We start from the raw sequence: 15,283 nt of genomic DNA, 5'->3' as shown, positions 1-15,283 counted from the left end.
TTTCACTTCGTTTTCAATGCTTTTTCTACGAAAGAATTATCTACAACTTTTTCCGTCTTAATTTCTTTCTTTATAGAACCGAGCTTATATTGAAAATCCGCAGTCTTTTGTTGTTCTGCTATTATTTCCTTAGTTACCGGAACTAAAATTGGTTTGTCGTGATTAAACACTTCTTTTACGATCTTCGCATCTATCTTTTTTACAGAAGTATATACTTTTATTGCTTCATCTAAGTTAGCATCTTGCCATACACGTGCTTTCTCATAAACTTTGAGGAATTTCTCAACTAATTCTGGATGTTCTTTCGCAAATTTTGTTCTCGTAATTAAAAATTCTGGTGAAGAGACATTTAATGTTTCACCGTCTGCAATCACCTTCGTACCTTTATTTAACGTATGTAATGATATGAAAGGGTCCCAAATCGCCCATGCATCTACTGATCCTGATTCGAATGCAGGCTGCGCTTCATCTGGTTGTAATTGAATGACATTTACCTCTTTTGCATCAATCCCTTCTTTATCAAGTGCTCGATACAATAAATTAAAGGCACTACTTCCTTTTGCTACCGCAATTTTTTTACCTTTTAACTCTTTTACACTCGCAATCTTGCTATCTTTTTGAACGAGAATTCCAGTTCCTTTTCTCGCATAACTTGTATTGGCGATTTCGGTAAATCCAATACCTGCTGCTTGCGCTGAAATGACTGGAGAATTCCCTACTTCACCAAAGTCTAATCGGTTTGATGCGATTGCTTCAAAATAAGGAGGTCCACTTTGGAACTCTGTCCATTTCACTTTAACTCCTTCTTTTTTAAACTCCTCTTCAAACCACCCCTTTTTCTTTGCTAGTAATAGCGGGCTTAATCCTTGTTGTATACCAATTTGTATTGTTACATCTTCTTTCTTACTACTTGCTGTACTTTTTTCACATCCTAACAAACATACTGATATAGCTAAAGCAAAAGAAAGAATTTTTAATTTTTTATACATATAAAATCACCCTTTTCCTATATACTTGTTTGAATCAACCCTCCATATTCAAACTGCTGTAATACTTTCGTTCGAAGTTGTTGGAACGATTGAGAAGTTTTATTTCGCGGATAAGGCAAATTATTTTCAATCACTTTATGTATTCCCCCTGGTTTTGCACTCATAATGATGATTCGGTTTGAAAGATATATCGCTTCGTCTATATCATGTGTAACGAATATCATTGTTGTTTTCTTCTGCTCCCAAATATTTAGCAATACTTCTTGTAAATGACTTCGAGTAAAAGCATCCAGCGCTCCAAAAGGTTCATCAAGTAATAATACATTTGGATCTCTTAATAACGCTCTCGCTATCGCAACACGTTGTGACATCCCGCCTGAAATTTCTTTCGGATACGATTTTTCAAAGCCATCTAATCGAACGATTTCAACCCATTCTCTCACCTTATCTTTCACATACTTATCTTTTAACGGCAAATCTGCCGCTATATTTTCTTCAACTGTTAACCATGGAAAAAGCCTATGTTCTTGAAAAATAAAACCTTGTTTCTTACTCGGTTTTGTTATACGCTCCCCGTCAATAATGATTTCACCTTCAAAATCGCTGTCTAAACCTGCAATAATTTTTAATAGTGTACTTTTTCCGCAACCACTCGGACCAATTACTGTAACAAAATCCCCTTTCTCTAATTGAAAATTAATATTTTCTAATACTTGAACAGTACCAGTTTGTTTCAAAAAATATTTTGATACCCCATCAATTGAAACAGTCATTTCTTCCCCTCCTTAAAATGATTCATATAAATGAACAGATTCAGTATTTGTGCAATAAAAAAACCAAAGGCATTTTATCTGTTGATAAAATGCCTTTGGTTTCTCCAATCAGCAATACGTTATGGAATTAAGTACATATTATACAAACATTTCCGATAAGTCAACTATGTTTTACTAAAACATACATATGATTTGTTTGAACATTTTACTTTTGTTTATTTAAACGATATCGTTTACTTACTATTTTTTCTGATCTTTAATCCACTGTAACCAATAAGAAAACTCACACGCTAAATGCATTTGATGGGATTTAATAACTAAGCGACGAAATTTCTACAAAAAAGAGTAATCTCAAGAGATATGCTACTAACCTTAGATTTATCAAAAAAGTTAGATCATATAACTTGAGACTACTCATTCCCATTCAAAATATTTATGTAATTAAATTTTATTTCCTCTGCACCCTGGCTGTCTCCAAAACTATTGGTGGCAGCTCTTTTTGAATGATTTCTTTTAATCCATAAAGAGCTTTCTTCACATAACCACCTTCGAAATTTCCTAATGGTTCTGGTAATTCATCCTCATCCAATATGAAGTATTCTCCATTTGGAAGTACCATAATATCGATGATTAAATCTTCAAAGGAAACCACTTCATCTTTTATTTGTGTGTTTTTTACGATATTAAAATAGGAACCTAAATACTTTCCTTTTATATCTCTCCATACGTATAAATTGTACGGACGATCTTTCCAGTAATATGCGATTGTATAACTCCCTTTTGGGATTGTTAACTTAGTATCATTTGCAGTCATTGTAAATGAATACTGCACCTCGTGAAATAAAACGATACTTTGTGATTGCTTTTCAAGTAATAAGCAATTGTGATCTACTATTGTTGAGTTATACCGGATTTTTCTTTCTATAATTTCAATTTTCGATGTAAGTAACTTATTCATTATTTTGTTTCCCCTTATGCTAGTTCTATCCTCAATTATATCCATTTATGTAGTAATAAAGAAGTATATAGTTTTTTATATAATGATTTATACAAGTACATAATAAAAACTCCTTCTTATTTAGAAAGAGTTTTTCACTATCCATGTTTCATATTTTTTCACTTCTAACGGAAGCTCATTTGTTTTTATGCAACTAACAGTACTATTACTCATGTTTTAACTTTTCCTTAACCGCACCATAAAATTTTCGTTCTTCATCAACATTTAAGTAAACACGACTTACTGTTTTAGAAAAGCCGTATAACAACTGCGCTTTCACTGGCTCTTTTAATGTTATTTCAAAAGTAGCAGGTTCTTTTATGAACTCCATAACAGTTGCATCCAATACCTGTCTCCCTTCTTTTGCCGTTAGCAATTCACCCTTGTAGAACGCAATATTATCAATTTGTGTAAATGGCATAACAATTTTCTTTCCTAATCCGATTTGAATGATTACTTGTTCTCCTGTTACGACAAGTGGATTTTTGCGCATCGCTTGTATTTCAGCTATAAAATAAATCATCGCGTATACATTTAAAATAAGTAAAATCCATGCTATTACTGGATTCCACTGATGTAGTAAATAATGAAAACCAATGCTTTCAATTGCTGTTGCGTGAATAATCATGATATACACACCTATAGCACCAGTCTTTTTATGATATGAGTATACAGATTTACCTGTTGGTACTTTTTCACGCCACGATAAAAACGCATAATAGATTAACTTACACTCTGTTAGAATGACATCTATTAACTTACCTCTTTTCATAGTAGCGTCAAACGCTGCATCAATTGCATAAGAAAAGGAATAATTTTCTCTTCTATATTCTTTATATTTTTTTATTATTTTAGGAAGCACTCTAACAATTTTATAGAGAAGGAATAATTCTAAACCTACAAATGCAATTTCAGCCGCAACAATAATATAAGAGATGAATGAAAAAGCTTGTAAATAGTCACTTGGAATAATAAATCTTGCAAAAATATAACCAGCTATTACAACAGGAACTATATATGTTAACGAGTATCTTTTTCGAATAATGAAGAAATACGTGATGATTGGAATGACAAACATGCAATCTAATAATGACCCAAGCACAACTTCTTTCGGCGCAACTGGTACAATTGGAAGGGCATACAATAAATAGTTTGATAGCATAATTAAAGAGACGAGTCCAATCCAAGTACCTTTTCGCCTTCGTGATAGTGTAACCTTCATACGTTCACTCCTTTATTTAAAAACCTCATTTAAATGGTCTTTATAAAATGAAATGGCACGTTCAAATTCTTTTACTTCCTCTACTTTCACGACAGTTTCAAGTAATAATTTCATCGCTGATTCGTGATCGTTTACGTTATATTTTGCTAATGATAAAAATACTTTCATTGGAGCGTTCTCTGGGAATTTTTTCACCCCAGCTTCTAATACTGTAATTGCCTTTTCATATTCCCCTATACAACGATATGTACTTCCTAAACCAATATAAGCACCGCAAAGCGATTCGCCATCAAGTCCATTTGCGATTGCCTGCTCATAATACGGAACTGCTTCTGTTTCTAGCCCCATTACATCATGTATCCACGCACACTGATACAGTACTTCTGCATCCTTTGTAAAGTTTGTTAATCCTATAAGCATCTCTTTAGACTGCGCATATTTCTTTTCATTTCTAAGTTTAATAGCTTGCTTTAATAAATGTTCCATAGAATCCACTCCTCACCAATTATTCTGTGTATAGCTCTTGATTGGTATACGCTTCACATTCGTGTAAAAGTAAAATTCCCACCAATTAAAGTTTCGCTTACTTATACTATGCGGATTCATTCTCATCTAAAAACTTAATTTTAAAAAGCAGTGACACGATTACATAATACCTCTAAGCTTTTGACAATTTCTTTCGCTGTTTCATCTTTCCCATTACACAACTTCCCTTTACCATCCTGTCCAATTACATAATGCACAGCCCCGCGCGAATATAAAGAATGTGGTGAATTCGCAATCATTACATTCGCCCTTGCTTCTTTCATTCTATTTTTTGCTCTTTCAAACAGTTCTTCTTCATTTAAATCACTTTCAAGTTTAAAACCAACAAGTACTGTTTCTGGGTCCCATTCTTTTATTTGTTTTAATACTTTTGGAGCCTTTTGAAAGTGAATAATCGGTGCTATATCACTTGAAATTTTTCCGTTCATATTAAGAACATTACCATCTTGATCACAAATTTTCTCCACAATCCAATCTGATCCAGCCGCTGCCATAATAACTGCATCAACCTTTTCATGTGTGATGATACTTTTCATTTTATCTTGTAAATCAACGATTCCTTCAAACGGATGTAATTCTAACCCTCTATGTACTTCACTCGGTTTCTCCGCAAAATAACCGTGTAAATATATAACATGTGCCCCTTTAGCTAGAAGTTCTTCTGCGATTATCCTTCCAATTGTACCTTTGGCCATATTCGTATGCCCGCGTACTTGATCCCATTTTTCTAGACAACCACCGCTCGTAATTAATACCTTTTTCCCCTTCATTGTAACCATCCCTTACTAATTTTTCTTACGAAACCATTCTGTTCCAAAGTCAACTATATCACGCTGTTTCATTAGACGACACGTTGCATTCCCTATCTTCCCATTTTTTACAGTTCCTTTTCGCTCAAACTCCACACCAATTTCTACAAACTTCTCAGATTCGTAATCCATTTCAACAAACTCTTTCCACACTCTTTCACCGTTTTCTATAATAGGTGCTCCTACTTGTATTAACTCACATGCACCAGAACGCACCTCGGATAAATGAACAGACGTATTGGAATCATATCCAACACCAATTAATAATACGTACCCGTCTAAATCATATATTTTTCTTAATGGAGATTCTTCTCCAAAGCTCATTGATAACGAATGGTTCATTGTTATTTCTACTGCATGTTTTCCCCATGCAGCAAAACTTCCTAACGGATGATTACTACGTACTACATTCGGATATGTACGAAAACATTCAACTATTTCACCCATTCCCCTTGTTGGGGTTATACGTGAATCAAATGCTGGGACGTTATCTCGGATAATTTGCCACCAGTCTTCCGGTACAGGTGGTCTTGACCAATGTTTCGGATCGGACAAATCCGAAGATTGCGTTGGCATTATTATCGTTCCTTCTTCCGTAACAACTTTCATTAATGCTTCTACTACAGCAACGGCACCACCAGATATCCACCCGATAGAACTTAGTGATGAATGAACGATAATTGTCATTCCTTTTTCGACTCCTAATGCTTTTAAATCTTTTGTTATTGTTTCGATTGTATTTGGAAATTGTGTACTTGCTACTATTTCATTCATTTTCATATTGGTTCCCCCACTAGCCACGTAAATTTAAACTTTTATATAAATATATTATCATATTTTTCTTAATTTTTAACTTAATCATATTCATTACTACAAAAATATGTATATTATTATACTGAAGCCTCAAAACTCTATTAAAATCGTAGATAATGATGAGCGAGAGTTTTTTGAAATGAAGAAAAATGTAAATCCTATTTTTTCAAACTATACTCCATATGCATTTTTTTATACTATTTTTCCATGTAACAATGAAATCTTTCTATCCCTGGATATTTTTCTCCTAAACTTTTAACTTGAAAACCAATTCTTTTATAAAATTCTACCGCCCCATCGTCTGTCTCCGCTTCTATATAAGTCAATTGATATATCCTTACCACTTCTTTAATCATTTGCAGTGCAATTCCTTTTTGACGATAATCTGGAGCCACTGCTATATGACATATGCGTGCTTTAGTTTCTCCGATTATTTCAATACCTAGACAAGCTTTTTCTTCATATTTGTACAAAGTCCCTTTATTACTTTGATAAAATATTACTGCCTTCTTTAAGCTTATTTCATTTGGACCGACGGCATATTGTAGCACATTTAATATTGAATCTTTCTCAATTTGTTTAACACACTGTAAATTCATACTTTCATCCCTTTCTATGAAAAAAGACTAGCTCTTAATAAAAAGAGCTAATCTCATTACGCCGTTATTTTTTCTTCTTTTTTTACAACGACAGCCACATAACTATGAAGTATCATTCCAATAATAACGAGACTCATACCAATCCAAGATAATGATGATGGAATTGGTGCAGATAACCAGATCAACTCTCCTACTAGCGCAAATAAAACTTCACCAGACTGCGTCGCTTCCACTGTTGCTAATTTTTGCGGATCATCTTTCACAAGATCTGTTGCAAAGAAAAATAATACTGTCGCGATTAACCCAGAGCTAACTGCTACAATAAAACATTGAAAAACTTGGCTACTTGACGGTAATCCGCCTGTTGATACTTCGTAACCAGATAATAAAAACCAAAATGGTAAACTTGCTAATGTCATACCGAGTACTCGCTGAAATACATCTAATTCCCCTTTACAAACTTGCATCATTTTTCTATTTCCAAGAGGATACGCAAATGCTGCAATAAGTACAGGAACTACACATAAAACGGTTTCACGAATACCTAATGAAGAAGCATGTTCTACTTGCATGAGAACGACACCGAATAAAATAATGGCCGACATTACTAATTCCTTCATCGGAAGTTTTTTATGTAGTGGATCCACCGCAAAAAATGGTGTTAACAAAATCCCTGCAACGATTGTAATTTGCCATGTTGATGCAACGAGCCAACCTGGTCCGAACGCTCCAGCAAAACTAAGCGGTGCATAAAAGAGACCAAATCCAACGATACTCCACACTAACCATTCTTTCGGATTGTTTTTCATATATTGAAAGAGTTGCTTTAAGTTCCCTCTATACATAACAATAAGTAATAGCATTGGAACCATAAAATAATACCGTAATGATGCACTCCAAATCCAGCTTCCACCTTCTAAGTCCATTACCCTGTTTAAAACAAAAGTAAAGGCAAAGAAAAATGATGCCAGTATCCCTATAACAATTGCTTTCATTGTAAAACCCCTTGTATTTAATTTTTTATCTCTATGACATATATTTTAGTATACGCGATGAAAAATCTACATTCAAACTTACATTTCACTTTAGTGATGATGAAGGAATTGTAGTAGATTTACATGGGAATAAAGTGCATTGGTATGAAATCGAGGCCATTACATGTCAAAATTTTCAAGGGTCAAAATCTACTTTAATCTCGCCCCACTATACTCACCATGAAAATATACGCATCCGCTATAAAAGATGGTTACCAACTATTGCACATTCAATTTACTGGTTTTCTATTGAGAAACCAAAAGATTATCATAAAAATTTAATGATAGCTTGGGAAGAAAAGCGAACGAATAAAAACAAACGCCTCCTTTAATTATTATTTAGGGGCGTTCGTTCATTAAAAAATTAAAGAATATGTAGTTTATATTCTCTGTATAATTTCTTCAATCGACTTATATGGGCTTGATGATACCGATTATGATCTGCTATATGCCATATTCCCCATCTTATTGTCGCGGTTTCCCCTTTTTCATACAAAACTTCCCGCGTTAAATCAGTTTCTGTTAGTTTCATACATTCTTCATAAAACAATTTTTGCACTGCTTCATAATCTTGCATTAACTCTTGCAATGTGTTTTTTCTTAAACTTGGTAATTCTCCTACTTCATTTAACATAGGACCATATTTATTTTCAAATGCTGGCGGAACTTCTTCTCCCTTGAAACGATACACCCAATGTAAATCAACAACTGCTAAATGCTGAAGTAACTGCCCAATACTATTTTCATTATTTTCAGACCCTTTATAGGATAGTTCGTTCTCTTCAGTACCTTCGACTAACCTTTGCAATCTATTAAACGTATCAGCAACCGTCGCATACAAAATCGCTACTTGAGGGTCCATTTTTCTTTCTAAATGGAGATCTTTCATACAAAACTTCCTCTCTTAAAAGAACAACACCATATGCTCATCATCACTATACACACCATTCATTTTTATAGCCCTTTGTTCAATTCCGTATGTTTTAAATCCCATTGATTCATATAATCGTTTGGCTGGTTCGTTCGTTGACACAACCCCTAAATTCAATTGCTCTAGCTTCATCTCTTTTGCCCTTTCAATTGCTTTACGTATTAAATCACGTGCAAGACCACTTCTTCGATTTTCAGTATCTACATACATTGCAACGATATGTCCTTTATGCTTATATGCGTCTTTTTCTTCTGTTAATAAAGTAACAACCCCAACTAAACGATTTTCATTATTAAAAGCACCAAATGTAAAACTACTGTTGGATGAAAGATTACTAGCAACTCGTTCAAGAGGGTTTTCTTGACGTACTGCTTCTTCATAAGTCGTTATAAATGCTTCTGGATTTACTTGTAGTGCTTGTAAACGCAACTCCCAATATTTTTTTGCATCCGCTTTTGTAAGTAATCGAATCATTTTATTTTCCCCTTTTTAATTTACATAATATTTTTATAGGTTATTATTTTTTGATTCATACTCTTCTTTTAATATACTGTAACGATAGCGATGAATGAACTTTCCCTGTCTCAATCGATCATTTCTCATTAACCCTTCGCATACAAATCCGGCACTTTCATAACTCTTTTTAGCTTTTGTATTATCTTCATCTACACGTAACCAAATTTTCTCCAATTCAAACTGAGAAAAACCTATTTGTAACATGCTGTTTAGAGCTGCCATTCCAAATCCTTTACCCCAATAGTCTTTATTTCCAATCGCAATTCCTAGTTCAGCATTTTTATTTGTTTTATCAAAATTTTTAAGGTCTACCCATCCAATATGTATACCTGTCTCAGTAACGATTGCCCTTTGTTCATAACCATTTTTTCGGCTTATACAAGCTTCAATCCAGTTTCTCGTATCTCCACGAGTGAACGGAGGATATTGATCTGGTACAACTAAATGCTTTGTTACATCTCTATCTAATGACCATTGATAGCGATCTTCTACATCATCTAGTGTCAATTCTCTTAATTGAACATATGGTACATTCATTTTTTTCTCCTCTCTTTATTTACCAATAGAAAATCCTTCGAACACTCTTCCACCATACTGTTCTAACGTCTTTTCTATAAAATGAATTAATTCATTTTTCCCTCCCGTTTTATAAAAATGATCAAAAGCGGCTACAAATTTGTTTGCATATTGCTCATCATATCTTTTTAGCACTCTAATAAACCATTTTGAGCTCCCAAGCCACTTACCATTTACTCTTAATACATATTCATGTACTAAATCGGCTAATAAATTAGCGATAAACAATTCTTCTTCTCTTTTTGTTGCACCAATAAAGTCATCTAAAGTATCCGTAATAAAATATCGCTTCTGCTTAATCGTTTCTTCGGTCCATTTAGCCGGTCCTTTATGTAGTAAATCATTCGCTTCTTTTTTTAATTTCTCAACAATTTCCTGTTCCCCTTTTAAGGCAATCCCTTCTGAAACTAATTGTGGTAACGACGGTCTCCCTCGATCACAATCCATTTTGAAAAAGGTTTTATATGTTTCGAAATTATGAACAAACACCTCAACAGGCCATCCATTACTATAGAAAGATTCTCTATAGCAAGAAGTTAAACTTTGATCGACTATTACAATGTCAAGGTCAGATGTTTTCGTCGCTTCTCCTCGTGCAACGCTTCCGCCGAGTAAAGCTACATCACAATTCGGAAATTGTAATGTAATTATGTTTTGTGCTGCTTCAATTGGTTTCATAACCGATCCTCTTTTCTTATTTCACTTTCTTTTTTTCAGCTCTTTCTCTCGCTTTTTTTATATAGCTTTCTGCATCTGGTGTTTTACATGATGTTGCACCATGATCAACCTCTATTTTTCCAATTTCACTTGCAATTTCAATCGCTTGTCGCTCTAAGTCTTCATTACGAATTCCTATTGCGATTAAAGCACTATTCATCGCTTCTTTTTTTCTATTTTTTTCATTATGTATATTTTCTTTAATCTCTTCTAAGTACGGAGAGAAGAAATCATCATGTAACGTTTTATTTTTAATCGCTATATTTGCTAATAAAGACCAGCCAGCTCTTCCAATCCATTCATCATTAGACTTTGTCCACTCTTCCATTCTTTCTATTGCAATTGGCGAAGTACATATAGATGTCATAAGAACATCCATCAAACAGTAATAATCAACATCCTGAATCCAACTATTAAGCTGTTCTGTCGTTATTTTTTTCGGGTCTAAAATATAAGTTGCTAATGTCATCGCGTCCATATTTTTCGTTTCCCACAATTCAACTGCTAAATCGTGATCTTTTTTTATCATCTTTTTTAACAATTTTAAATTTGCAAAACTAACTCCAAATAACGGCTCTTTCGCTCCGTGTTTTTTATACGTTTTTCGATTTTGTTCTGTTCCATATCCTTCTAGTTGCTGCATTACTTCCTCAAGTAACATATACCCACCTCTTTATCTTTTATGTTGACTCTATATATGTATGTACGATATATTCTACATTACTTTTTGGTTTTCCTATATTTATTTTTAAAATACGGTATGTGAAATTTCTAAACATTGCACAGCTATACCATTAAAAAACTATACATGTTAAACATACAGTTTTTTGATGGTATCAATTTTGCGTAGAATAAGATATAAACTACGAAAGAACTTTTAATGGTCCTCTCAATCACCCATTTTTTCAACTAAATTTTTTACATCTGACCACTCTTCTATTGACCCTGCATCCGGAAAAACTGTAACTACATTAAACTTCGCACCTTTTTCTTTCCCAATTTGTTTAGCAGCTAATAAGTTTGCTGCCGCAGACGTTCCTATTTTCATACCAGTATCCTTATAAAAACGGGCCATTTCATACAAGGTTTCTTCATATGAATAAGTCCATTGCTTTTCTATCAAATTTTCTTCCTTTTCTATGAAATGTTGTTTCCGTCCTAGGCCGAATCCACCTGATCCAGCATATTTCTTTAAATCATTTGGTGGTTGTTCCGAACCATAAGGCAATTCAGCAGGCATTACTAAATGTAGTTCAACATTTTTTGTATAATTCTTTATTGCTGTATAGACCCCCATTAGAGTTCCACCAGTACCAGCAGATGCTACCCATGCATGTATTGGTTTTCCATTCATTTGTGCAATAATTTCTCGCCCTGTACCTTCTATATGACTTACTAGATTTGCATTATTATAATGTTGGAATAAAAAGTATAATTCTGGCTTTTGTTTGCTAATCTCTATTGTTTTCTCAATTACTGCGTAGAACCCTTTACATTTATCAACTAAGATTACGTTAGCACCATAACGATCAATTTCATTTAATAGAGATTTACCGGTTCCAGAACTTAAAACTAACGTGCATTGAATCCCTAAATAATTACAAATACACCCAATTGACCTCGCTAAGCTTCCACCACTATACTCTAAAATATTTTGTTTTTTGTCCGCTTCTTGTAAATATTTATTAATCATTCCAAGTGCTGCCCTATCCTTAATTGACCCTGTAGGGTTATGCCATTCACATTTAGCATAGATAGAAAGATCCTTCGTTTCTTCGCATTTTAAATTCATGAGAGGTGTATTTCCAACGTGTTTAGAAAACTCTTCAAAATGGTTTACTATCATACTTTTATACCTCCTTCATAAATTATGTTTATTACATTTGTTCTTAGCCAAAATACTTTCTACATTTTAATAACTCTCTCAATAAGATCTTCTTATATAAAAATCCCTACAAACCGCTGTAGGGATTTATGTCTAAATCATTTTGTTACACTCTATTTCATATGAAAATAGTTTCTTTATTCAGATGCATTCATAAGCACAATTCTCCAACCATCTGGATCCTCTATTGTGGTTCCTTTCTCTATCCAATACGGGTTTTCTGGTTCCACCTCATGATAGCCCATATTACCTAATCGATTCACTATCTTTTCAATTTCATCTTTATTAGGCATATAAAAAACTAGTAAATTATCTTTTGTCGGTGCCGGACATGGACTTCCATTAACATGTGTAGTAAACTCCAAATGATACTCTTCATCTGGTAAGCCAAACATAACCCCATCATATCCTTCATGATTGTGAAATTCCCCTATACGTTTTAAACCTAATCCTGTTTCATAAAAATTTATCACTTCTTCAAATTTATCTGTTGGTCTTGCAATTCTAAATTGAACCCAATTCTTCATGCAAATCTCCTCCTTTTCATTTTCCAAAGCTTTATAGTAATTAGTATAGGTTACATATATTCCCTTTAACATCCCTCATTAGTGTGAACTTCCTAAGTTGAAAGACCTATTAGTTAATAAACAATAGGACCTTAGTATAAAATTCATATAAAATTAGTTATATAAATGTAGAGATGAATTACAAGCTATTACGTATGAAATAGTTCTCCTTGCAGGGCCTTTATATACCGATCAGCAGATCTTTGTACAGCTTTATTCGCATCTTCCACCACACCATGAAATGCATTATATAGTCGACTAAATTGGATATCTTTTACCTTCTCTGCCATATCTCTAACTTTATTCGCTGGTAATGGAATGAGGTTGGGATAACTATACATAAAACTTACCCATTTTCGATCCGAAACTACTTGTATAATATCACCTGATAACAAAATGCCTTTCCCTTCATTACCGTCTTTCCAATGTATAACAGTTCCCCCCTTAAAATGGCCTCCTAAGCGATGCAATGTAAGTTCTTCCGATAATATCAGATGCTCCCCAGACCAAAATTTAATTTGCTTACTCGGACGAACCACCCACTCTTTATCATCTTCATGAATATAAATAGGTACATTGAATGTTTCCGCCCATTTAACTTGTGTAGAGTAATAATGTGGATGAGAAAGTGCTATTGCTTGAATACCACCTAAATCATATATACGTTGTATCGTTTTATCATCTAAATAACTAATGCAATCCCACATAACATTTAGAGTTTTACTTTGTATTAAAAATGCTGTTTGTCCAATCGCAAATTTAGGTTTAGTAGTAATGCTATACAAACCGCTTTCTTCTTTTATTATTTCGTTTTTGTATAAATTGCTATTTTGCATCGTTTCTAATGTTATCCATGACTGCCCAATTGGATTAACATATTGTCTTTCCTCATTACAAATTTTACAGCGAGAAGGTGCTTCTTCATTTTCGGGATACTGTACTCCACATGTAGTGCAAATATAATTATCCATATTCCCACTCCTTTTTTCATGTAATTGTTTCTTTACCAATATTTTAATAAAAAACAAAAATATTCGAATCAATAATTGGAACGAAAACGAAGTGATACGAAAGTATGATTTGGTGATTGAAAGTTTAAATAATAAAGTTTCAATTCATTCTATTTTTCAAAACTGCAATTGATATAAAATCTTGCATACTTTTGAGTAAACTTTTTTACACTTGTAAAAAAGTTTTTTTGCATTTCCCTACCTATAATTGCTAATATAGTAGAGTAGAACTTTTATAGAGAGAAGGAAAATTATGCACAATGGAATTCGAATGACAACTTTAGTAAAAAGGGCTATGTTAGTTTGTGCGGGGGTATTATTCACATACGAAGTAGCTTTTGGATCAGTACATACTGCTCTAGCTAGTACAGAGGATGAAGCAAAATCTGTTCAACTTGTAAGTGAGATTCAAACATCTCTTGCTCCGAAAGAAGCTCCAAAACATTATAACGGGCAAGTTAGAAAAGTCGCTTATTTAACATTTGATGACGGTCCTGGAAAATACACAGCTGAGCTTTTAGATATGTTAAAGAAAGAAAATGCAAAAGCAACATTCTTCCTAATTGGTTCAAACGTAAAAGCTTTCCCTGATCTTGTAAAACGCGAAGATGCTGAAGGTCACTACGTTGGGATGCACAGTATGACTCATAACTACAAGAAACTTTACACTGAAGGTCATTACGTAGATGAAATGAAGGAAGACCAAGGCTTAATCGCTGGTGTTTTAGGTAAATCACCAGTATTAACTCGTCCATCTTACGGCTCTATGCCAGGATTAAACGAAGCTCTTCGCAACAAAGTTGTAGAAAATGGCTTAAAAGTTTGGGATTGGACAATTGATTCTTTAGACTGGAAATATAACAAAATGCAAGTTGATGCTGCATCTGCTAAAATTGTAGAAAACGTGTTACATGGTGCTACAAATCCAACAGAAGTTATCCTTATGCATGATATTCATCCACAATCAGTAAAAGCAGTTCCTGGAATTATTAAAGGACTGAAAGAAAAAGGATATGAATTAGAAGCATATAATGAGAACGAACACTTCCCATTAAACTTCTGGCATGATAATCGTATGTAATAAAAAGACTTGATAACCTACTAGTAGGTTATCAAGTCTTTTTTATCGTTTTTAGAATTTCCTTATAGAGAAAACCTATACACGCTTGCACCATATCAATATTATACGTCCCTTCCCTTTTATCCAATAAAGTGAAACTTTAATCAGTGGGGGTTTTGTTCATCCCCCACCTAACTTCTTCGCTTTCGCTGAATTTTGAGGTGGGGTCCTACTGCCCGT

The 15,283-nt window shown here is 33.7% G+C and carries 17 protein-coding genes and 1 pseudogene; 1 reads left to right on the top strand and 17 read right to left on the bottom strand.

Annotation, left to right across the window (positions count from 1 at the left end):
* Nucleotides 1–2: 2 nt before the first annotated feature.
* From MKY38_RS07845 to MKY38_RS07765, 17 genes and pseudogenes are all read right to left on the bottom strand, one after another.
* Nucleotides 3–989, bottom strand: coding sequence for an aliphatic sulfonate ABC transporter substrate-binding protein (locus MKY38_RS07845; protein ID WP_114555536.1), 987 nt, complete (start codon nucleotides 987–989; stop codon nucleotides 3–5).
* A 17-nt stretch (nucleotides 990–1,006) separates the two neighbouring features.
* Complete coding sequence (locus tag MKY38_RS07840; RefSeq protein ID WP_114555537.1) at nucleotides 1,007–1,762, bottom strand: ABC transporter ATP-binding protein; 756 nt, start codon at nucleotides 1,760–1,762, stop codon at nucleotides 1,007–1,009.
* Between the two features lie 448 nt (nucleotides 1,763–2,210).
* Entirely contained in the window at nucleotides 2,211–2,720 is a 510-nt protein-coding gene (locus tag MKY38_RS07835) for a DUF402 domain-containing protein (RefSeq protein WP_001037877.1), read from the bottom strand.
* A gap of 205 nt (nucleotides 2,721–2,925) precedes the next feature.
* Complete coding sequence (locus MKY38_RS07830) at nucleotides 2,926–3,981, bottom strand: hypothetical protein (RefSeq protein ID WP_114555538.1); 1,056 nt, start codon at nucleotides 3,979–3,981, stop codon at nucleotides 2,926–2,928.
* A 12-nt stretch (nucleotides 3,982–3,993) separates the two neighbouring features.
* Nucleotides 3,994–4,467 carry a tetratricopeptide repeat protein gene (locus tag MKY38_RS07825; protein ID WP_000400636.1) on the bottom strand — a complete coding sequence of 158 codons (474 nt, stop codon included), beginning with the start codon at nucleotides 4,465–4,467 and terminating at the stop codon, nucleotides 3,994–3,996.
* A 140-nt stretch (nucleotides 4,468–4,607) separates the two neighbouring features.
* A complete protein-coding gene (locus MKY38_RS07820) occupies nucleotides 4,608–5,297 on the bottom strand; it encodes a phosphopantothenoylcysteine decarboxylase domain-containing protein (RefSeq protein WP_341048628.1) in 690 nt (229 codons plus the stop codon).
* 15 nt (nucleotides 5,298–5,312) lie between these two features.
* Nucleotides 5,313–6,116, bottom strand: a complete 804-nt coding sequence (locus tag MKY38_RS07815; protein WP_000783346.1) for an aminoglycoside N(3)-acetyltransferase — start codon at nucleotides 6,114–6,116, stop codon at nucleotides 5,313–5,315.
* Between the two features lie 230 nt (nucleotides 6,117–6,346).
* The gene (locus MKY38_RS07810; RefSeq protein ID WP_001053115.1) at nucleotides 6,347–6,748 is read right to left on the bottom strand and encodes a GNAT family N-acetyltransferase; all 402 of its coding nucleotides are present in this window, start codon (nucleotides 6,746–6,748) and stop codon (nucleotides 6,347–6,349) included.
* A gap of 56 nt (nucleotides 6,749–6,804) precedes the next feature.
* On the bottom strand, nucleotides 6,805–7,743 hold the full coding sequence (locus tag MKY38_RS07805) for a DMT family transporter (RefSeq protein ID WP_114555540.1): 939 nt from the start codon (nucleotides 7,741–7,743) through the stop codon (nucleotides 6,805–6,807).
* Nucleotides 7,744–8,146: 403 nt separating this feature from the next.
* Complete coding sequence (locus tag MKY38_RS07800) at nucleotides 8,147–8,671, bottom strand: DinB family protein (RefSeq protein WP_341048626.1); 525 nt, start codon at nucleotides 8,669–8,671, stop codon at nucleotides 8,147–8,149.
* Between the two features lie 15 nt (nucleotides 8,672–8,686).
* The gene (locus tag MKY38_RS07795; protein WP_114555541.1) at nucleotides 8,687–9,187 is read right to left on the bottom strand and encodes a GNAT family N-acetyltransferase; all 501 of its coding nucleotides are present in this window, start codon (nucleotides 9,185–9,187) and stop codon (nucleotides 8,687–8,689) included.
* Nucleotides 9,188–9,220: 33 nt separating this feature from the next.
* Nucleotides 9,221–9,766, bottom strand: coding sequence for a GNAT family N-acetyltransferase (locus MKY38_RS07790; protein WP_001102498.1), 546 nt, complete (start codon nucleotides 9,764–9,766; stop codon nucleotides 9,221–9,223).
* Nucleotides 9,723–10,483 (bottom strand): annotated as a pseudogene (locus MKY38_RS07785) (nucleotidyltransferase domain-containing protein). Before MKY38_RS07785 ends, MKY38_RS07790 begins: the two are co-directional and overlap by 44 nt.
* 16 nt (nucleotides 10,484–10,499) lie before the next feature.
* Nucleotides 10,500–11,183, bottom strand: a complete 684-nt coding sequence (locus MKY38_RS07780) for a DNA alkylation repair protein (RefSeq protein ID WP_070180228.1) — start codon at nucleotides 11,181–11,183, stop codon at nucleotides 10,500–10,502.
* Between the two features lie 228 nt (nucleotides 11,184–11,411).
* The gene (locus tag MKY38_RS07775; RefSeq protein WP_114555542.1) at nucleotides 11,412–12,368 is read right to left on the bottom strand and encodes a PLP-dependent cysteine synthase family protein; all 957 of its coding nucleotides are present in this window, start codon (nucleotides 12,366–12,368) and stop codon (nucleotides 11,412–11,414) included.
* A gap of 176 nt (nucleotides 12,369–12,544) precedes the next feature.
* Complete coding sequence (locus MKY38_RS07770; RefSeq protein WP_065224519.1) at nucleotides 12,545–12,934, bottom strand: VOC family protein; 390 nt, start codon at nucleotides 12,932–12,934, stop codon at nucleotides 12,545–12,547.
* Nucleotides 12,935–13,122: 188 nt separating this feature from the next.
* Complete coding sequence (locus MKY38_RS07765) at nucleotides 13,123–13,944, bottom strand: MBL fold metallo-hydrolase (RefSeq protein ID WP_070180230.1); 822 nt, start codon at nucleotides 13,942–13,944, stop codon at nucleotides 13,123–13,125.
* Nucleotides 13,945–14,236: 292 nt separating this feature from the next.
* Between MKY38_RS07765 and MKY38_RS07760 the strand changes: the two genes are divergently transcribed.
* Nucleotides 14,237–15,064 carry a peptidoglycan-N-acetylglucosamine deacetylase gene (locus MKY38_RS07760; RefSeq protein WP_000551452.1) on the top strand — a complete coding sequence of 276 codons (828 nt, stop codon included), beginning with the start codon at nucleotides 14,237–14,239 and terminating at the stop codon, nucleotides 15,062–15,064.
* Nucleotides 15,065–15,283: the final 219 nt, after the last annotated feature.

This window comes from Bacillus sp. FSL R5-0585 (assembly GCF_038004545.1).
Lineage (GTDB): Bacteria > Bacillota > Bacilli > Bacillales > Bacillaceae_G > Bacillus_A > Bacillus_A cereus.
Note: the sequence above shows the minus strand (reverse complement) of the source record. Positions and strands in the feature narration are given on the sequence as shown.